At 66.6% G+C, this 18506-nt stretch carries 14 protein-coding genes and 1 pseudogene; 7 read left to right on the forward strand and 8 right to left on the reverse strand.

What is annotated here, in order from left to right:
- Positions 1-148: 148 nt before the first annotated feature.
- Both JLDANKMP_RS20000 and JLDANKMP_RS20005 read left to right on the forward strand, forming a co-directional pair.
- Positions 149-397: a hypothetical protein gene (locus JLDANKMP_RS20000; RefSeq protein WP_005414723.1), complete on the forward strand. Its 249-nt coding sequence runs from the start codon at positions 149-151 to the stop codon at positions 395-397.
- Between the two features lie 338 nt (positions 398-735).
- Entirely contained in the window at positions 736-3165 is a 2430-nt protein-coding gene (locus JLDANKMP_RS20005) for a DUF3772 domain-containing protein (protein WP_050426961.1), read from the forward strand.
- 35 nt (positions 3166-3200) lie between these two features.
- Here the strand turns inward: JLDANKMP_RS20005 and JLDANKMP_RS20010 are convergent, their stop codons facing one another.
- Complete coding sequence (locus tag JLDANKMP_RS20010; RefSeq protein WP_212561940.1) at positions 3201-5306, reverse strand: phosphoglycerol transferase I; 2106 nt, start codon at positions 5304-5306, stop codon at positions 3201-3203.
- 244 nt (positions 5307-5550) lie between these two features.
- Positions 5551-7206, reverse strand: a pseudogene (locus JLDANKMP_RS20015) (AarF/UbiB family protein); the annotation flags it as partial.
- A gap of 198 nt (positions 7207-7404) precedes the next feature.
- Between JLDANKMP_RS20015 and JLDANKMP_RS20020 the strand changes: the two are divergent.
- The gene (locus tag JLDANKMP_RS20020; protein WP_212561941.1) at positions 7405-8331 is read left to right on the forward strand and encodes a DUF808 domain-containing protein; all 927 of its coding nucleotides are present in this window, start codon (positions 7405-7407) and stop codon (positions 8329-8331) included.
- Between the two features lie 107 nt (positions 8332-8438).
- On the opposite strand, the gene JLDANKMP_RS20025 is transcribed toward JLDANKMP_RS20020, so the two are convergent.
- On the reverse strand, positions 8439-9977 hold the full coding sequence (locus tag JLDANKMP_RS20025) for a GGDEF domain-containing protein (RefSeq protein WP_212561942.1): 1539 nt from the start codon (positions 9975-9977) through the stop codon (positions 8439-8441).
- Positions 9978-10083: 106 nt separating this feature from the next.
- On the opposite strand from JLDANKMP_RS20025, the gene JLDANKMP_RS20030 reads away from it, so the two are divergent.
- The 3 genes from JLDANKMP_RS20030 (at position 10084) to JLDANKMP_RS20040 (ending at position 12007) form a co-directional block, all read left to right on the forward strand.
- The gene (locus tag JLDANKMP_RS20030) at positions 10084-10719 is read left to right on the forward strand and encodes an NAD-dependent dehydratase (RefSeq protein ID WP_212561943.1); all 636 of its coding nucleotides are present in this window, start codon (positions 10084-10086) and stop codon (positions 10717-10719) included.
- On the forward strand, positions 10719-11426 hold the full coding sequence (locus JLDANKMP_RS20035; protein ID WP_212561944.1) for a YafY family protein: 708 nt from the start codon (positions 10719-10721) through the stop codon (positions 11424-11426). Before JLDANKMP_RS20030 ends, JLDANKMP_RS20035 begins: the two co-directional genes overlap by 1 nt.
- 194 nt (positions 11427-11620) lie before the next feature.
- Positions 11621-12007: a VOC family protein gene (locus JLDANKMP_RS20040; RefSeq protein ID WP_212561945.1), complete on the forward strand. Its 387-nt coding sequence runs from the start codon at positions 11621-11623 to the stop codon at positions 12005-12007.
- A gap of 36 nt (positions 12008-12043) precedes the next feature.
- Here the strand turns inward: JLDANKMP_RS20040 and JLDANKMP_RS20045 are convergent, their stop codons facing one another.
- The 5 genes from JLDANKMP_RS20045 to pdhA all read right to left on the reverse strand — a co-directional run bounded on the left by JLDANKMP_RS20045 (position 12044) and on the right by pdhA (position 17149).
- Positions 12044-12994: a hypothetical protein gene (locus JLDANKMP_RS20045; RefSeq protein ID WP_212561946.1), complete on the reverse strand. Its 951-nt coding sequence runs from the start codon at positions 12992-12994 to the stop codon at positions 12044-12046.
- 269 nt (positions 12995-13263) lie between these two features.
- Complete coding sequence (locus tag JLDANKMP_RS20050; RefSeq protein WP_005411350.1) at positions 13264-14655, reverse strand: dihydrolipoamide acetyltransferase family protein; 1392 nt, start codon at positions 14653-14655, stop codon at positions 13264-13266.
- On the reverse strand, positions 14652-15005 hold the full coding sequence (locus JLDANKMP_RS20055) for an SH3 domain-containing protein (RefSeq protein ID WP_212561947.1): 354 nt from the start codon (positions 15003-15005) through the stop codon (positions 14652-14654). Before JLDANKMP_RS20055 ends, JLDANKMP_RS20050 begins: the two co-directional genes overlap by 4 nt.
- A 1-nt stretch (position 15006) precedes the next feature.
- On the reverse strand, positions 15007-16074 hold the full coding sequence (locus tag JLDANKMP_RS20060) for an alpha-ketoacid dehydrogenase subunit beta (RefSeq protein ID WP_005414714.1): 1068 nt from the start codon (positions 16072-16074) through the stop codon (positions 15007-15009).
- A complete protein-coding gene (gene pdhA / locus JLDANKMP_RS20065; protein WP_005411347.1) occupies positions 16067-17149 on the reverse strand; it encodes a pyruvate dehydrogenase (acetyl-transferring) E1 component subunit alpha in 1083 nt (360 codons plus the stop codon). The genes JLDANKMP_RS20060 and pdhA overlap by 8 nt, the downstream gene beginning before the upstream one ends.
- 335 nt (positions 17150-17484) lie before the next feature.
- Here pdhA and JLDANKMP_RS20070 point away from each other — a divergent pair, with 335 nt between their 5' ends.
- Complete coding sequence (locus tag JLDANKMP_RS20070; RefSeq protein ID WP_005414712.1) at positions 17485-18360, forward strand: tryptophan 2,3-dioxygenase family protein; 876 nt, start codon at positions 17485-17487, stop codon at positions 18358-18360.
- The last annotated feature ends 146 nt before the right edge of the window (positions 18361-18506 follow it).

Below are 18506 nucleotides of genomic sequence, written 5' to 3' on the forward strand. Positions count from 1 at the left end.
CGATGGCCTTGCCATGGGCGGGTGAAGCCCGGGCGATGGCCGTGTCCAGAACGTTCCGTCGCCGCTGCGGCGTGTCCGTTGTCACCGGCGTGGCGGTATGCTGCCGCCAGCGCCGTGTTTTCCTGATCCAACCGAGGTGGAGGTGCCGATGTACCAGGTAATCCTGTTGAAGAGTGAATCCGCGTTCGCACGCGAGCAGTGGCCGCAGGTCGATGACCTGGTCGACTACGAGGGCGTCAGCTACAGCCTGCGTGCCGGCCCGCGCCAGCCGCTGCCCACCGACCACGACTGGCACCCGGTGGCGGTGTACGCGCCCGATGAGATCACCGAGGAAGAGTTCCAGGACTGGTACGCGCTGCAGCAGCCGGCCGTCGAAGAGCTGCGCCTGAAGTACTGACTTCGCCGGCGTGGCGTGGCGTGCGTGCGCGCGGAAACGTGGGCGGGGCGAATCGACGGGGTAGAGTCGACTGTTAGTCGACTATCGCGCGCAGCGCGGGCTTTGCACAGCGTCCAGCGAAGAGCAGTCGACTAACAGTCGACTCTACCCCGTCGGTTCGCCCGGCCACGATCACCCCGCCGCAATCGCCAGGCCGTTATCGCCCCGTCGTGACCACCCCGCGCCATCACCCCGTCGAAGCTCCCATCGCGGTGGCTGTGGTCCTCTGCCCCACCATCCGGCCTTTACCGCCTGTGCCGTATAGTCGCGCGCAGGCGCGGTGGTCCGCGCGAAACGGTGTGGCTGGCGTGTCTTCTTTCCTGCGATCGATCCGTGCACGGGGGCCTTGGCTGGCCCTGCTGCTGTGCACTGCCTTCCTGCTGTCCGCACCGGTACTGGCCCAGGATGAGGACCCCACGCCGAAGCAGCAACTGGCGGACATCGATTCCAGGCTGAAGGAGGTCGAGCGCAAGCGGGGCGATGCAGAGGCCATCGAGACACTGGCGATGCTGTCCGAGAATGCCTCGCAGGCCCGGCGCGATGCCGAAGCGCTGGAGAAGGCGTTGCAGCCGCAGCTGGATCGGATCAGCGAACAGCTGGCGCAGCTGGGCACGCCTGCGGAAGGCACCACCGAACCGCCGGAACTGGCCGCGCAACGACGCACCATCACCAAACAGCGCGACGGCCTGGCCGCGTCGGTAGCGCAGGCCAAGGCCAGTGCCGTGCGTGCCCAGCAGCTGGCAGCCGACATCGACCAGCAGCGCACTGCGCAACGCGCCGAAGACATGGGGAAGAAGGTCGCCTCGCCGTTGTCTCCGGCGCTGTGGAGCAAGGTGGCCGAGCGCCTGCCGATCGATATCGCACGCGTTGCGCCGTTGGCCGAGCAGGGGCGCGATACGTTTGTTGCTGGTGTCCGGGCCAATGGCTGGGGCACGCCGTTGCTGGGCCTGCTGGCCGCGCTGGTGATGATGTTCCCGCTGCGGCTGTGGCTGCGCAGGCTGGGGCGGCGCTTTGCGGCGTCCGAGCGTGCGCCGGATGGTCGCCTGCGCCGCTCCGGCCTGGCCATGTGGTTGTTGCTGGTCGGTACGCTGCTGCCCGGCTATGCCGTGGTGGTGCTGATGGCAGCGCTCGATGCGATCGATGCCATCGCGCCGCGCCTGCAGGTGGTGGCCGACGGCCTGGAGACGGCCACCTTCCGCGCCGCCTTCATCGCGGCGCTCAGCGCGTGCATGCTGGTACCCAAGCGTCCGTCGTGGCGGTTGCTGAATCTGGATGACACCGCCGCACTCAAGCTGCGCAAGTATGCGTGGGGCGCGGCGGCGCTGGCCTGGCTGAGCACGGTGCTGGTCGCCCTCGATCAGGCCACGCGTACCAGCGACGTCACCACGGTGGCGCTGGACGGCCTGATTGCGCTGACCTACCTCGGCCTGATCATGGCCATGCTGGTGACCCTGGCACGCCTGCATCGCCGGCAGACCGCCGAGGCCGAGGCCAAGCTGGAGGCACAGGCCGATGGCGTGGGCGCGGCCACGCCGGTGCGTCGCAGCAGCTGGCTGGTACTGGCCCGGGTAGCGGGCAACATCGCGGTGGTGGCGGCCATCATTGCCACATTGCTGGGCTACCTGAACTTCGCCAAGTTCGTGAACCAGCAGTTGATCGGCGGCAGCATCGTGGTGCTGGCCGCGACGTTGCTGTTCAAGTTCGTCGATGACCTGAGCACCTGGATGCTCAACGCCGACAGCAAGGTTGGCCAGACCATCCTGCTCAGCACCGGCCTGAGCGTATCGCGGCTGGAGCAGGCCGGCGTGCTGCTGTCGGCGGCGCTGCGTACCGTGGTCGTGCTGCTCACGCTGCTTGCCCTGGTGGCGCCGTTCGGCAACATCGGCGCGGTGGTGGAGCGCTTCACTTCACTGTTCACGACCGGATTCGATATCGGGGGCACCAAGCTGGCACCGGCGGGAATCGTGTTGGCGGTACTGGCGCTGCTGGCCGGCCTGGCGATCACCCAGCTGGTACAGCGCTGGTTGACCGACACCTACCTGCCCAAGACCGAGCTGGACCTGGGCGCACGCAACTCGGTCAGTACCGTTGCCCGTTACGTGGGCATCATCATCGCGGTGATCTGGGCGCTGAGCGCGATGGGCCTGCAGCTGAGCAAGCTGGCGTTGCTGGTCAGTGCGCTGTCAGTGGGTATCGGTTTCGGCCTGCAGGTGATTACCCAGAACTTCGTCTCCGGCCTGATCCTGCTGGCCGAGCGCCCGGTGAAGATCGGCGACTGGGTGAAGCTGGGCGACCAGGAGGGCGACATCCGCCGCATCAGCCTGCGTTCGACCGAGATCCAGGTGGGCGACAAGTCGACGCTGATCGTGCCCAACTCCGAGCTGGTCACCAAGACCGTGCGCAACATGACGATGGGCAACAATCAGGGCCGCATCCAGATCCAGTTCGCGGTGCCGCCCAGCACCGATGTCGGCAACCTGCGGCAGGCGTTGCTGGATGCGTACACCGCGCATACCAACGTGCTGAAGCAGCCGGCGCCGACGGTCTACATCGACAGCATTGCCGGTGGCCAGATCACCATCAACAGCTTCGCGTACGTGGCCAGCCCGCGACAGGTCTACGCCACCCGCAGCGATCTGTACTTCAGCCTGCTGCAGATACTGGCGGAGCGGAACATTCCGCTGTCGACCCCGACCGATATCCACATCACCCGCGATCCGCAGGAGTAGGGGGTGTTCTGCAGGGCGCAGCCCTGCAAAGAACCCTACCCCCGCGGTCGGCCGTGCGAGGGCACCAGTGCGAACGTGTCCACCGCCAGCTTCTCGGCATGATTCAACCACGCGCGGATCTCCAGATCATCCACTTCGTGGTCCAGCCCGAACGACACGTTGATCTTGCCGTTGGCATCGGGCTGCACCCACTGCTGGGCCAGCACCACCTTGCGCTGCGAGGACACCGCCTCGATCCAGAAGCCACGATCCGGCCGCGTGCTCGCCACCAGCTGCAGCATGTACTGGCCGGCGCGGGTGCGGCGACCCTTCTGGGTGATCATGTGCGCCTGGCGCACGCTCGGGCGCGGGCCCTGGAATGCGTCCAGCGGTGCGTCCACGGCAATGCCGCCACGCAGGTCGTTGTCGCGGTACAGCTTGATGCCGTTGTCACGGTTGACCAGCAGGGCGCACCAGTCGCCATCGGCCGAGCCGTCCTCGAACGCGGTGCAGCGGTCGACATAGGCCAGGGTGTTGTCCGGGTCGGCATCATCAAACTGGCGCGAGGTGTTTTCCAGATACACGGACTTCAGGCCCCAGTCCTTGTCGTACTCCAGCAGCACCGGCGGTTGCACGTGCTGCAGGCCGACCACTACCTGGTCGTCGCCATCGATCTTCAGCTCGCGGGTCGGCTCACCCAGCCACAGCGAGCGGGCGAAGGCGAGGTACTGCGGGTAATCTCGGCCGCCATCACGCTGGGTGGCCACGCTGGCGCTGGGCGCGCGCTGGGTATCGATCAGTGAACGGCCAAAGCCCATCGTCTTCAGGTTCGGGTCCAGCAGGCTGAGCAGGGTCGCACCCGAATCCAGGGTGGTGCCGGCGTCGGCGCTGAGCTGCTGCGGGGCAATGCCATCGCCCAGGAAAAGCAGCAGGTTCTCGCGCTTCTGCCGGGTCAGGATGTGGGTCAGATCGTTGGGCATCGCCAGGTGGTCGGAGGCGATCACGATCAGCGTGTCCTTGCCGTACGGGCTGGCCTGGATGCGTTCGACCAGCTGCGAGATCAGCCGGTCGCTGCACTTGAGCGCGTTGAGCATGTTGATGTTGCCGTACTGGCTCTGGTAGCGCTCGCCCTTGCACGACACCGGCAGGTGGCCCGCCGGGTGATGGGTGTCCATGGTGAGCGTGGTGAGCATGAACGGCGAGCCGGCGCGCGAGAGCTGTTCGAAGCGCTGGTAGGCGGTATCCAGCAGCACGTCGTCGTGCACGCCCCAGGCGGAGTAGTGAATGCGGCCGATCTTTTTCTGCTGCTTGAACCAGGCGAGGTCATGCACTTCGTCAAAGCCGTGGCTGGCGAGGAACTGGCCCTTGCCGGCGAACTGGCCGTTGGCCCCGCCCAGGTAATGGTTGGTATAGCCCTGCTGCTTCAGGTAGTCGCCCAGGCACACTGCCTTGGGCAGGAAGCTGCCCATCCGGTCCATGCTGTTCTCATCGCCCTGCGAGGTGGTCAGCGGCACGCCGCACATCGACGACACCAGGCCGGCGATGGTCCAGCCGCTGCCCTCGGCCGAGGCCAGGTTGCGCACGTCCAGCGACTCGGACGCCAGCCGGTTGAGATTGGGCATCAGGCCCGGGAACACGTTTTCGTCCAGGTAGGTGCGCTCCAGGCTCTCGCCGTAGATCCAGACGATGTTGCGCGGGCGCTGCAGCGGCTGCGTCGGTACCTGGTATTCGGGGGCGATGCGGGCGAAGTCGACCGGGCGCAGCTGCTGGTACAGGCGTTGGCCGTCGCGGGCCAGCGGGCTGATCATGATCGTGGTCACCCACACGGCCGCGAAGCCCGCGAACAGCGCGCCACCGTGGCCGGGCCGGCGCCAGCGCTTCACCCGCGTGGCGAACAGCGGCAGCAGCGAGACCAGCGCCAGCACGATGAAGCCGGCGATGTAGCCCTTGAAGTCGGAGACTCCGGCGCCTTCCATGTCGGCGCCGAGGTGGTACAGCGTGGCGGCGTTGAGCCCATCACCGGACAGCTTGTCGATCAGCCACCATGCGCTGAGCGTGAGCAGCAGCAGCGAGAACGCACTGGCCTTCCACCACACCCATTTGCCGGACGCGAGGAACAACCAGCACAGCAGCAACAACGACAGCAGCAGTATCCAGAGCATAGGCAGCTTCGGCAGTGACGGGGTGGTGGTGATGGACGTCGTACCGACGCGTGTCCATCCGACCGGCGCTGCCGCAAGCACATGCATGTGACAGGCCGATGACCCGATAGTGCATGCACGAACCTGACTGAAATGTTTGTTGAAATGACGCGCGCGAAATCGCGCTCAGAAGGTAAAACGAGCGTGAAAGGCTCCGTTGGATTACATTAAAAACCGTATGAATACGGGTGTTTTCGCAGATTCGCTAGCGATGCCCGCGCTCTTCGCGTGCCCGCGCGCGACGATCGAACAGCAATGCACTGGTCACGATGCCAAGGCCGAGCACTACGCCGATGAACAACAGAATCAGGGCGATGAGCGGGTAGCCGAACAGGTGCCAGCCGGTGTCGATCTTCATCATCATCGCGGCGGCCATGATCAATGCCGCGCTGATGATGCCGGCCGCCACGCGGTTGGCGATCTTCTGCAGGTTCTCCATCAGCCGCGATTCTTCCAGGCCCGTCACCTTCATCTGCAGACGGTTCTCGGCCAGCAGCGCCATGATGTCCGACAGCTTGCGCGGCCCATCGCGCAGCAGCTGCTGCAGCTCCATCGCCTCGCTGGCGATGTTGGCTGCGGACAGTGATTTTTTCAGGCGCGCACGCATCACGTGCTGCAGCTGGCGTTCGACGATGCGGCGGGTATCCAGGTCCGGTGCCAGCAACCGGCATACGGTTTCCAGGTTGAGCAGCGCCTTGCCGAGCAGGCTCAGTTCCGGCGGGGTACGCAGGCCGCAGGCGGTGGCGATGCGCACCATGTCCAGCACCACGCGGCCTTCGGAGAAACTGCCGCTGGCGGCGTAGCGCGCGATCAGCTGGCCGGTCTCGCGCAGGTAGCGCTCTTCGTCGAAGGCCTCCAGCCGCGTGCTGATGCTGATCAGATCGTCGGCTACTTCCTCGCCACGGCCATCGACTGCGGCGAACAGGATCTTCAGCAGCCGCTCGCGCAGGCGCGGCGGCATGTGCGCGACCATGCCCAGGTCGAAGATCGCCAGCCGTCCATCGGGCATCACCCGCAGGTTGCCGGGGTGCGGGTCGGCGTGGATCTCGCCGTGCACGAAGATCTGGTCCAGGTAGCCGCGGATCAGCGCCGCCGCCAGCGGGTCCATCGATTGTTCGGTGCGGCGCACATCGGGAATTGCATCCACGCGCACGCCGGTGGCCAGTTCCATGGTCAGCACGCGCTGGCTGCTGTAGTCCCACAGCGGCTGCGGAATCCACAGGCGGCGGAACGGCTTCAGGTGTCGGCCGAAACGGGCCAGGTTCTCGGCCTCGGCGTGGTAGTCCAGCTCCTGCATCAGGGTCTTTGCGAACTCGTTGAGCCAGTCGCGCAGGCGCACGCGGCGGCCCACCTGGGTCAGGTGGTCGGCGGCCAGCGCGAAGCTGCGCAGCGCCTCCAGGTCCGAGCGAAGTTGTGCAGCCACTTCAGGCTTCTGCACTTTCACTGCCACCTGGCGTCCGTCGTGCAGCACCGCGCGATGCACCTGCGCGATCGAGGCACAGCCCAGCGGTTCGGGATCGAATGAGGCGAACAGCTTGTTCACCGGTGCGCCCAGCTCCTGCTCGACGATCGCATGGATGCGCTCGACCGGAATCTCGGCCACCTTTTCCTGCATGCGCTCCAGGGCTGTGGCGAACTCCACCGGCACCATGTCCGGGCGCGTGGACAGCATCTGGCCCAGCTTGACGAAGGTCGGGCCCAGCGCTTCCAGATCGCTGACGAACTGTTCCGGGTTGCCGTCCGCGGGAACGTCGGCTGGATTGCCTGCGGCATCCAGGTTCATGCCCGAGAACACCCCTGAATGGCGATAGCGCATCAGCAGGCGCAGGATCTGGCTGCGCCGGTTCATGCCTTTGACCAGCGGAGGATTGCCATTGGCGGTGGGCGGATTGCTCAAGCGGAACTCCCATGCGACGAAGACAGGTAGCGCCGGCCACGGGCCGGCGATGTCCGGATTCCGCAGTGTCGCCGGGGGGCGGTGGGCACGCGGTGAATCCGACGTCTTCCGCAGTCCACACCGGATCGGTCAGAATCCGCTCATTCCCTCTCTGGACTTCCCATGGCCGGTGCCAGCCTGTTCGCCCTGCTCGACGATATCGCCACCCTCCTCGACGATGTCTCGGTCCTGACCAAGGTCGCGGCGAAGAAAACCGCCGGCGTGCTGGGCGACGACCTGGCGCTGAACGCGCAGCAGGTCACCGGGGTCAACGCCAACCGCGAACTGCCGGTGGTGTGGGCGGTGGCCAAGGGCTCGCTGGTCAACAAGGTGATCCTGGTGCCCGCAGCATTGGCGATCAGTGCGCTGGAGGCCTGGCTGCACAGCCGCGGCTGGAACGTGCCGCTGATCGTGCCGCTGATGATGATCGGCGGCGCGTTCCTGTGCTTTGAGGGCGTTGAGAAGCTGGCGCACCGGTTCCTGCACTCAGCCGAGGACGACGCCGAGCATCAGGCCGAGCGGCGCAAGGCGCTGGCCGACGCGCAGGTGGACATGGTGGCGTGGGAGAAGGACAAGGTGAAAGGCGCGATCCGCACCGACTTCATCCTCTCGGCCGAGATCATCGTACTGACCCTGGGCGTGGTCGCCACCGCATCATTCACCAACCAGCTGGTCACGCTGGCCGTGGTTGCACTGGCGATGACGGTCTTCGTCTATGGGCTGGTGGCGGGCATCGTGAAGCTTGATGACGTCGGCCTGTACCTGTCGCGCAAGGGTGGGGCCGTGGCCGCCTTCGGTCGCGGCCTGGTGGCTTTGGCACCGTGGCTGATGAAGTTCCTGTCGGTGGCCGGCACCATTGCCATGTTCCTGGTGGGCGGAGGCATCCTGGTGCACAACGTGCCGGCGCTGCACCACGCAGTACAGGCGATGGGCGGCGAGGGGCAGTGGGGCTGGCTGGTCAGCGCGGTGGGTAACATGGTGGTCGGCATCATCGCCGGCGCCATCGTGCTCGCGGCGGTGACCGGGTTCCAGAAGCTGCGCGGCAAGTAATCACCGGCGGGTCGCAAGGTAGAGGCCGACCTTGGTCGGCGCTTTGTTTTCTGCGTGTGCCAACCAAGGTTGGCACCTACCAAAGCGGTTCGCGACGGGCCGGACGGTCAGCCCGCCTGCACGCGGTTCTTGCCCTGTCGCTTGGCCGCATACAACGCGTCATCCGCACGGCGCAGCAAAGCCTCGGTATCGTCGCCCGGCTGCCATTGCGCCAGCCCGGCGCTGAAGTGCACCGGCACGCGCCGGTCCTGCACGGTCAGCACGCGGTGCGCCAGTGAGCGTTGCAGGCGCTGCACGGTGGCCATGCTGTCGGCACCCTGGGTTTCCGGCAGCACCAGCACGAACTCGTCGCCACCCAGCCGTGCGATGCCGTCAGTGGCGCGCAGCAACAGCCTGCAAACGGCCACCAGGTGCTGCAGCAACGCATCGCCGCCGGCGTGGCCGTGCGCCTCGTTGGTCAGGTGGAAATCATCCAGGTCGATCACCGCCACGCCCAGCGGTGAGTTGTTGCGCGCAGCACGCGCCAGTTCACGCTGCAGCAGTTCGTCCAGGCCGCGGCGGTTCAGCGCCTGGGTCAGCGGATCGATGCGCGCCAGGTCACCGGCGGCACGCAGTTCCTGCTCCAGCTCGGCAATGCGCTGTTCGGCGCGTTCCACTTCCTGCCGCGCATTGGCCAGGTGATCGCGGGCCTGCGCAGCCTGCTGCTGTACCTTGCCGGTGTCGCGCATCACGTCCTGCAGCAGCTGGCTGAGGTCGGCGATGCTACGCGCCTCGCGCAGCTGCAGTGCGTAGCTGCCGATGCGGTCGTGGTATTCGCCGGTGCTGGTGGCCATGCCATCCATGCGCTCGATGAACTCGCCCATCAACCCGCGCATCGCCGCCTTCGAATCGTCGATGCCCTGGCGCAGCAGGCCCTGCTTGTAGATCACTTCGCGCAGTTCGGCACGGGTGCGCTCGACTGCCTCGGCTTCCAGCGGCCCGTCCAGCAGCTGGCGCACCGCCGCGATCTGGCCCTGCAGCCAACTGCGGTCGTCCAGCAGCTCGCTCACGTTTTCCAACAGCAGCGCGAACAGTTCCAGCAGCAGCGCCTGCTGCTCCTGCCAGCTCTCGGCACGCACGCCGACCTGGTGCCCGAGTTCGCGCACGCCCTGTTCGATCGGCTCCAGTGCGGTACCCGGCTGCCACTGGCGCAGGCGCGTGGCCAGGGCCTGCGCTTGTTCGCGCAGATCCGGGTCGTGCTGCAGCAGGGCCACCACCGCGCCACCCAGCAGCAGCCGCAGCTGCTCGGACAGGCGCAGGCTTTCCGGCTGTCCGTCCGGCGAATGCTGTTCGATGGTGCGGATGTACTTGTCGATCAGCTGCCGCATCGCGCGCCCGTAACGCGGCCAATCGGCACTGGCCTGCGCCGACTGCAGGCGGTCGCCCATGTCACCCAGTTCGCCGGGCAGGGTGGCCATGCCGTTGGCGAAGGCGGCCAGCAGCGGTTCCGGCGCGTCGGCGCCGGCGAACAGCTGCTGCAGTGCCACGCCACCACCGCCCTGCAGTACCACGCGGTCGCCCAGCCCATCGTCCACCACCGCGCGCACGCGTGCCGGCGGCCCAAGGGCGGTACCGGGGGCAGGGCGGTGGTCGGGCTGGTCCGTCATGGAGCGAATCCTGGGGGCTGGCAGGGACTGGTTCCAGCATATCGGCGCGGCCGCCGACGGCTTGAACGGCTAGGATGGGCGACAGGATGCCGCAGTGGAGGTGGTGATGCGCGTGATGTTGCTGGGGGCAACCGGCCTGGTCGGCGGGCTGACCCTGTCCCGGCTGCTGGACGACCCGCGCTGCAGCACCGTGGTGGCACCCACCCGCCGCCCGTTGGGCATGACCCACGGGAAGCTGGAGAACCCGGTGCTGGCCTTCGATGCGTTGCCGGCCGCACCGGAGTGGGCGCGCGTGGACGCGGTCATCTGCGCGCTCGGCAGCACCATTGCCCAGGCCGGCAGCCGCGAGGCTTTCCACCGCATCGATCATGACTACCCGCTGGCGTTCGCGCGGCTCGCACAGGCACAGGGTGCGCAGACTTATGTGCTGAATTCCGCGGCCGGTGCCAACCCGCAGTCGTCGATCTTCTACAGCCGGGTGAAGGGTGAATTGGAACGTGACCTTCGTGCGCTGGGCTTCCATTCGTTGACCCTGGTCCGCCCAGGGCTGATCGGGGGCGAGCGCAACGAGGTGCGTCGTGGCGAGCGCCTGGCCCTGACGGTGTTGGGTGCATTGGGGCCGGTGTTGCCACGGGCGTGGCGGATCAACCCGGCCAGCGAAATCGCCAAGGCTCTGGTCGAGGCCGCGCTGGCCCCGCAACCGGGTGAGCACGTGGTGGCATCGAGCGCACTGGTTGGCTGATGTCACGTGCGCTGCGCCTGACCCAGTTGCTGCAGCTGCTGCGCCGCCATCGGCGGCCGGTGGCCGGGCAGACGCTGGCCGAAGCGCTGGGCATCAGCCTGCGCACGCTGTACCGCGATATCGAGACCCTGCGTGAGCAGGGCGCTGACCTGCGTGGCGAGGCCGGCGTTGGCTATCAGCTGGCGCCGAGCGACACCCTGCCACCGATGACCCTGCCGCCGGCCGAGATCGATGCGCTGGTGCTCGGTCTGCGCTGGGTCGCCGCGCGCACCGAGCCGGCGCTGGCCGAGGCGGCGCGTGATGCACTGGCGCGTATCGCGCATGTGTTGCCTGCGGCGCGCCGCGAGGCCTTGCGTGACAGTGGCCTGCGCGTGGGCCCTTCGCGCGCTGGGAGCAAGGTTCCCCCCGCGCGCCTGCAGGCCGTGCGTGAAGCTGTGGGTTCGCAGCAGCGATTGAAGTTCGGCTACGAAGACGCGCAGGGCCAGCGTACCGAGCGCACCGTCTGGCCGTTCGCGCTGGGCTACTTCGATGAAGTGCCGATGCTGGCGGCGTGGTGTGAGCGCCGCGAGGATTTCCGTCATTTCCGGCTGGACCGCATCCGCCAGGTGCGTGTGCTGGAGGATCACTACCTCGTGCCACGCGCCACCCTGCTGCGACGGTGGCAGAAGGCACAGGGCATTGCACCGGACTGGCTGGACCGTTCGTAGCCACAGCAACAGCGGGGAGCGGGCGGCGGGGTAGAGTCGACTGTTAGTCGACTATCGCGCGCAGCGCGGGATTTTAAGCAGGCTGAAGGAAGAGCAGTCGACTAACAGTCGACTCCACCAACAGTCGACTCTACTGACAGAATCTGTCAGCAGGCCCATACCACCATGATCGCTCCCAACAACGGAGCTTCCCCATGTTCAAGCCCAGCACCCTGCTGCAGTACGTGCGCGACGTCGCCGCCAGCGCCACTTTCTACAGCGGCATTCTCGGCAAGCCGCCGGTCGAGCAGTCGCCCGGCTTTGCGCTGTTCCTGCTCGGTGATGGCGCCGCGTTCGGCCTGTGGCAGCGCGATGACGTGCAGCCGCCGGTGTCCGCGCAGGCCGGCGCGGCGGAACTGGCGATGGTGGTCGCCAACCCCGTCGCCGTGCAGCAGACGCACGATGCGTGGCGCGCTCTTGGTGTGGAGATCCTGCAGGCGCCGGTGACGCTGGAGTTCGGCCACACCTTCGTCGGCGCAGATCCTGATGGCCACCGCCTGCGTGTGTACAGCCGCGCCGAGGGGTTGGTGGCGCGGAGTTGATTCAGGGAGGGAGCCGGTACGTGCCGGCTCCTGGAACTACCCTTGCTTCTGCGCTGCTTCGATGACGATTGAAAATGTCTCGTCGTCTTCCGAATTCCATGCAATGGCCAGCTGGGCCAGTTCTCCGACCACATCGCGCTCGGGATTGCATCGCCTGAGCTCCTTGATGAACTGTCGGACCTGGCGTGGCTTTAATTCACTGCCCGGATAGTTGAAGAGATTGAGCGCAGCATCTGAAGAGACGTCCAAGAGGTCGGGTGCGAGGATGGAATACGCTTTGATGTAGCGGGAGAGCGGAATATCCGACAGGAAGTTCTCCGCTGCACACATGATGGACGCGTCATGTGGCGGGTTCCGGAGGAACTCCCTCATGACCGCAAGGACGACTTCTACTGACGGTGGTTTCGTCAGTGGCCTGTAGAAGTGGTTGGCGTATGCACGGTCACCTTCGTGGGTGACCGCAGCATCCGATAGCGTTGCCAGTGTTGAGATCCAGACGTCAGCGTCCAGCGGCGTAGCCGGTTCGGCGTCTCCTTGTTGATCGGTCCTGGGGATGACCGCCCGGACGAGGGGCTCGCCGTTGCGCCATGACTGCAGGCGGGAGTCGATAATTGCGTACACCTGCTCCTGTTTGTCCCACATGGCGTTCGGCGAAGGCATGGCGTCTTGAGGGAACAACGAGAAGAAGTCCGACAAGTAGGGTGCGGCCATGCAGAAGTAGCGAACGGTGAACTCCAGCAATTCCGGGTCGAACGCAGCGCCGGGGACTTCGTCCTGGAAGGCAGCTTCGATGCATGCCAGGGCATCTGCCGGCGAGGGGGCGGCTGCTACCGTAGAGCCGACTGATGCGTCAAGGAACGCGCGATTTCGGGCGAGCCAGCGCAGGAAGATGATGCCAAGGACCCAGTTCGTGTCTGACGGGTCCTCATTCCTCGTCAACCGTAGGAAGAATGGAGAGGCGCGGAAAAAATCATTGCCCGCCTTCATGAATTCTTCGAGTGTGGGTGGTGTCTCAAGCACGGAAGTTCGACGTCTGCAGAGAGGCTCAATGCTATCGAGCTGCTATTGGGAATCCATTCAACTATTCTCAAAGTACTCCGTTGCGCTTTCGACCGACGGTCGGAGAGCCCAGTGGATCCACGCAATGCGTGGATGGAGCGCGACGGAGCAGGCACAAAAAAACGCCGGGCAATGCCCGGCGTTTTCTCCAAGTCATGTGCCAACCAACGGTTGGCACCTACCGGTCAGGTGGCCGATCAGCTGGCCAGTGCCAGGTCGTCCATCATCGCGCGCAGGAAGCGTGCTGCTTCGCCACCGGTGGCCGCGCGGTGGTCGAAGGTGACCGACAGCGGGATCACCTTGTGCGCTTCCACGCCGCCCATCACCGGGGTCATCTGGTGGCGGGCACGGCCGGCACCGACGATGGCCACGCACGGCGGCACCACGACCGGGGTCGCGTAGCGGCCGGCGAACATGCCGAAGTTGGACAGCGAGATGGTGTAGCCACTCAGTTCCGAGGCGGCGATGGAGCGCGATTCCACCTGCTCGCGCAGGCGGTTGACACCTTCGCGGATGCCGCGTGCGTCGAGCATGTCGGCATTGCGCAACGCCGGCACGAACAGGCCGTCGTCGGTGTCCACGGCGATGCCGATGTCCACCTGTGCGTGCAGGGTGCGGGTCAGCGCTTCACCGTCGAACCAGGCGTTCATCGCCGGCACCTTCTGCGCGGCGACCACGATCGAACGCACCAGGCGCGCGGTGACGTCGTTGCCCGGCAGCCAGGCGTGGATGTCGGCGTCGTCGTTCAGCGTGGTCGGCACCACCTTGCTGTGCGCATCGGCCATCACGCGGGCCATGTTGCGGCGCACGCCCTTCAGCGGTTCCGGCTGGCCCTTGGCGACCACGCCCGGCGGCTGGGTGCGCATCGGCTTGCCGGCAGCAGACAGCGGGGTGCGGGCTTCGCTCTGCACCGGGGCAGACACCTGCGCCGGGGCCGGCGCGGCATAGGCAGCAGCGGCAACCGGTGCCGGAGCAGCGCCGAGCTTGGCGGTGCCGTTGGCGGCAGCCTGCTTAACGTCGGCCATGGTGACCGCGCCATCGGTGCCGGTAGCGGCCACGCGGCTCAGGTCCACGCCCAGCTTGCGCGCCATCGCACGCACGGCCGGCACGGCCTTGACGCCACCGACGGCCAGCGCCTGTTCGGCATGCACGGCGTTGGAGCTCTGCATGGCGCCGACCACGGTACCGGCGTCGTCACGCTCGGCGGCGGCCGGCTTGGCTTCCTCCGCAGCGACCGGCGCAGCCGGCAGCGGCGGCGGGGTCGGTGCGGCAGCCGGCGCGGCCGGTGCGGCGTGACCATGGCTGTGGCCGGTGTCCTGGCCATCGGCACGCTGCGGCAGGTTCGGGTCCAGTTCGAAGCTGGCCAGCACCGAGCCGGTCGGGATGATGTCGCCGGCACCGCCGGACAGCTTCAGCACCTTGCCGGAGAACGGCGAGGGCACTTCCACCACGGCCTTGGCGGTCTCCATCGACACCAGCGGCTCGTCCAGCTTGATCACATCGCCTTCCTTGACGAACCACTCGACGATGGTCGCGTCCGGCAGGCCTTCGCCCAGGTCGGGCAGGTTGAAGTTCTTGGTCTGGCTCATTTGCAGTTCTCTTCCAGCAGTTCCAGTTCGCGGGCCGGCAGCCAACCCGTCGCGCCATTGGCGCGCTCGGACCACCACCACCCGCCGTGTTCGTGATGAAGCTTCACCATCTCGCCGTTTTCCACATCCAGCTCGCGGGCGTCGTAGTCGCACAGCGCTTCGGCGCGACCCTCGTCCAGCAGCTGCAACCAGGCGATGGGCGCCCATCCAGCGCGCCCATCGTTGGTGCGTACCCAGGCAAACGCCGGCCATTCCTCGTCACGGACACCTACTTCGACGATCTGGCCGGTGTGGAACCGGAGCGGGTTGGGATACTGGCTGCGGTAAGCCCCCAGAAGGCGGGCCCGCATGTCAGCCGGCCGCCACCGCGCGCTTGGCCGCAGCCACGATCCGCTCAACGCTCGGCAGGTACTTCATTTCCAGGCGGAACAGCGGAATGTGGGTGTCGTAGCCAGTGACGCGCTCGACCGGGGCCAGCAGGTCGTAGATCGATTCCTCGGCCAGGCGCGCGGCGATCTCGGCGCCGAAGCCCGCGGTTTTCGGGGCCTCCTGCACGATCACGCAGCGGCCGGTCTTGGCCACCGATTCGGCGATGGTGGCGAAGTCCAGCGGACGCAGCGTGGCCACGTCGATGACTTCGGCACTGATGCCTTCGCCGGCCAGCTTGTCGGCCGCTTCCAGCGCTTCCTTCACCTGCGCGCCCCAGGTCACCAGGGTCACGTCGGTGCCGTCGCGCAGCACGAAGCAGACGTCCAGCGGCAAGGCTTCGCCGTCGTTGACGACCACTTCCTTGTACTGGCGGTAGATGCGCTTGGGCTCCATGTAGATCACCGGATCCGGCTCACGGATCGCGGCCAGCAGCAGGCCGTAGGCGCGCTGCGGCGACGACGGCAGCACCACGCGCAGGCCCGGCACGTTGGTGAAGATCGCCTCGTTGGCTTCGCTGTGGTGTTCCGGCGCGCGGATGCCACCGCCCCACGGCACGCGCAGCACCATCGGGCAGTGCAGGCGACCACGCGTGCGGTAACGCAGGCGTGCGGCGTGGCAGACGATATGGTCGACCATCGGGTACATGAAGCCATCGAACTGGGCTTCGGCGACCGGCTTCATGCCCTGCGCGGCAAGACCAATCGTCAGGCCGGCGATGGTGGTTTCATCCAGCGGGGTGTCGAGGATGCGGTCCGAGCCGAAGCGCTGCTGCAGACCGGCAGTGGCGCGGAACACGCCGCCGTTGACGCCCACGTCTTCGCCCAGCACCAGCACCGACGGGTCGTGTTCCAGCTCCCAGGCCAGCGCCTGGGTGATGGCTTCGATGAGGGTGATCGGGGTGGTGGTCATGCTCTCTTCTCCGCGCGCGACCGCAGCGCTGTCGGCGGCGTTGGTGTGCGCGCCGGGCGCGCCGTTCTTGATCTCATCCATGGCGCTTCTCCAGGGCGATCGCCTGGGCACGCTGGGCCAGCAGGTCCGGCGGCGGATCGGCATACAGGAAGTCGAACATCGCCTCGACCGGCTGCACCGGCGTGTTGAGGTACAGGTTCACTTCCTCGTCCACGCGCGTGCCGCACTCGGCGACCCAGGCGGTTTCCTCTTCTTCGCTCCACACACCGGCGTTGATCAGGTACTTGCGCAGGCGCAGCATCGGCTCGCGCTGCCAGGCATCCTTCACTTCGGCGTCGTCGCGGTAGCGGCGCGCGTCATCGGCGGTGGTGTGGTCGGACAGGCGGTAGGTCATCAGTTCCAGCACGGTGCCGCCGTCGCCGGCCAGCGCACGTTCGCGCGCCTGCTCCATGGCCGCCAGCACCGCGATCAGGTCGTTGCCGTCCACCTGCAGGCAGTGCAGGCCACCGGCCAGGCCCTTCTGCGCCAGTGTTTCGGCACCGGTCTGGGCCGAACGCGGAACCGAGATGGCCCAACCGTTGTTGACGATGCACAGGATCAGCGGCAGCTTGTAGGCGCCGGCCGAATTCAGTGCTGCGTAGAAGTCGGTCTTGGAGCTGCCGCCGTCGCCGCACACGGCCACCGCGATCTGCGGTTCCTTGTTGAGCTTGAACTTCAGCGCCGCGCCTGCGGCATGCAGGCACTGGGTGGAGATCGGCACGCAGAACGGGAAGTCCTTGGCCGCGTTGCCGCCGTAATCGTTGCCGCGTTCGTCGCCGCCCCAGTACATCAGCACGTCGTGCGGGCGCACGCCACGCATGAACATCGCGCCATACTCGCGGTACGAAGGCGCGAACACGTCGTCCTTCTGCATCGCCGCGCCGATACCCACGTGCGCGGCTTCGTGGCCCAGGCAGGCGGCATAGGTGCCGAGCTTGCCGGTGCGCTGCAGTGCGATGGATTTGCTGTCGAACGTACGTACGAACAGCATCTGCTTGAACAGCGGTACCAGGACCTTGGGATCGCGCAGCGACGCAGGCAGGTCATCGCGGACGAGTTTGCCGTCCGTATCCAGGTACTGCAGGTATTCGATCTTGAATTCAGCGGCAACCGTCATTGCGTACTGCACCTTCGACAGAGAAGTTACAAATGATATGAATCGCCATGTTAAGGAACGCGTACGGAATAGCCTTCCTGCGCCGCAACACGGGGATTCCCCGTTTTACCCCTGCCGGCGGGTGGGGGACCAATAACAACAACGTATTCAGTCGTTGCTGCAAAGCATCAGAATACGCCCCTGGCTGACCGCCAGTACAACGGCCTGGACGGTTCCACGCGCAGGCCTGGGATCGGCCGATGCTCCACGGCCAACCGCACGCCCCGGTATGGACCCGGCGGCTGCCAGCGCGGCGGCAACGCGCTACCCTTGCCGCCCCCGATCTGGTCCCGCCCATGTCCGTCGACAACAACCAACGCGATCTCGAAGCCGGCATCCACACCGACCTGCAGGGACGCCTCACCTACGGCGGCTACCTGCGGCTGGACCAGTTGCTCAGCGCGCAGCAGCCGCTGTCCAGCCCGCCGCACCATGACGAGATGCTCTTCATCATCCAGCACCAGACCTCGGAGCTGTGGCTGAAGCTGCTGGGCCATGAGCTGCGTGCCGCAATCGGCTTCCTGCAGCGCGATGAAGTCTGGCAGTGCCGCAAGGTGCTGGCGCGCAGCAAGCAGGTGCTGCGCCAGCTGACCGAGCAGTGGTCGGTGCTGGAAACCCTGACCCCGTCCGAATACATGGGCTTCCGCGACGTGCTGGGCCCGTCGTCGGGCTTCCAGTCGCTGCAGTACCGCTACATCGAGTTCCTGCTGGGCAACAAGAACGCGCAGATGCTGCAGGTGTTCGAGCACGACCCGGCCGGGCAGGCGCAGCTGCGCACCGTGCTGGAGGCGCCCAGCCTGTACGAGGAATTCCTGAAGTACCTGGCCCGCTTCGGCCATGCCGTGCCGGCGGTCTACGAGGCCCACGACTGGACCCAGCCGCACGTGGCCGACGACGCCCTGCAGCCGGTCTTCGAACGCATCTACCAGGACACCGACCGCTACTGGCGCGAGTACGCGCTGTGCGAGGACCTGGTGGACCTGGAGACCGCCTTCCAGCTGTGGCGCTTCCGCCACATGCGCACGGTGATGCGGGTGATCGGCTTCAAGCGCGGCACCGGTGGCTCGTCCGGCGTGGGCTTCCTGGCCAAGGCACTGGAGCTGACCTTCTTCCCTGAGCTGTTCCAGGTGCGCACCAGCCTGCAGGCCGCGCCCCCGGCCGAACAGGCCTGATCCGCATTCAGCTTGGATCCCGGCCGGCGGCTGGATCGTTTCAGATGCAAGTTCAGCGAGCAGGCTGGCACCTGCCTCAAACGGCGTGTATTTGACGTGAACGCCAGAAGTCGGTGATCCTCGCGCGTTGCTCCAACTGCACAGCG

Source organism: Stenotrophomonas sp. PE591, assembly GCF_018320795.1.
Lineage (GTDB): Bacteria > Pseudomonadota > Gammaproteobacteria > Xanthomonadales > Xanthomonadaceae > Stenotrophomonas > Stenotrophomonas maltophilia.

Bases quoted from the DNA above. Each gene is read 5' to 3' on its own strand.
- JLDANKMP_RS20050 (WP_005411350.1), bottom strand. From the start codon at position 14,655: ATGAGCCAGACCAAGAACTTCAACCTGCCCGACCTGGGCGAAGGCCTG.
- JLDANKMP_RS20070 (WP_005414712.1), top strand. From the start codon at position 17,485: ATGTCCGTCGACAACAACCAACGCGATCTCGAAGCCGGCATCCACACC.
- JLDANKMP_RS20040 (WP_212561945.1), top strand. From the start codon at position 11,621: ATGTTCAAGCCCAGCACCCTGCTGCAGTACGTGCGCGACGTCGCCGCC.
- JLDANKMP_RS20010 (WP_212561940.1), bottom strand. From the start codon at position 5,306: ATGCTCTGGATACTGCTGCTGTCGTTGTTGCTGCTGTGCTGGTTGTTC.
- pdhA (WP_005411347.1), bottom strand. From the start codon at position 17,149: ATGACGGTTGCCGCTGAATTCAAGATCGAATACCTGCAGTACCTGGAT.
- JLDANKMP_RS20060 (WP_005414714.1), bottom strand. From the start codon at position 16,074: ATGGATGAGATCAAGAACGGCGCGCCCGGCGCGCACACCAACGCCGCC.
- JLDANKMP_RS20000 (WP_005414723.1), top strand. From the start codon at position 149: ATGTACCAGGTAATCCTGTTGAAGAGTGAATCCGCGTTCGCACGCGAG.
- JLDANKMP_RS20035 (WP_212561944.1), top strand. From the start codon at position 10,719: ATGTCACGTGCGCTGCGCCTGACCCAGTTGCTGCAGCTGCTGCGCCGC.
- JLDANKMP_RS20045 (WP_212561946.1), bottom strand. From the start codon at position 12,994: ATGAAGGCGGGCAATGATTTTTTCCGCGCCTCTCCATTCTTCCTACGG.
- JLDANKMP_RS20030 (WP_212561943.1), top strand. From the start codon at position 10,084: ATGCGCGTGATGTTGCTGGGGGCAACCGGCCTGGTCGGCGGGCTGACC.
- JLDANKMP_RS20020 (WP_212561941.1), top strand. From the start codon at position 7,405: ATGGCCGGTGCCAGCCTGTTCGCCCTGCTCGACGATATCGCCACCCTC.
- JLDANKMP_RS20055 (WP_212561947.1), bottom strand. From the start codon at position 15,005: ATGCGGGCCCGCCTTCTGGGGGCTTACCGCAGCCAGTATCCCAACCCG.
- JLDANKMP_RS20025 (WP_212561942.1), bottom strand. From the start codon at position 9,977: ATGACGGACCAGCCCGACCACCGCCCTGCCCCCGGTACCGCCCTTGGG.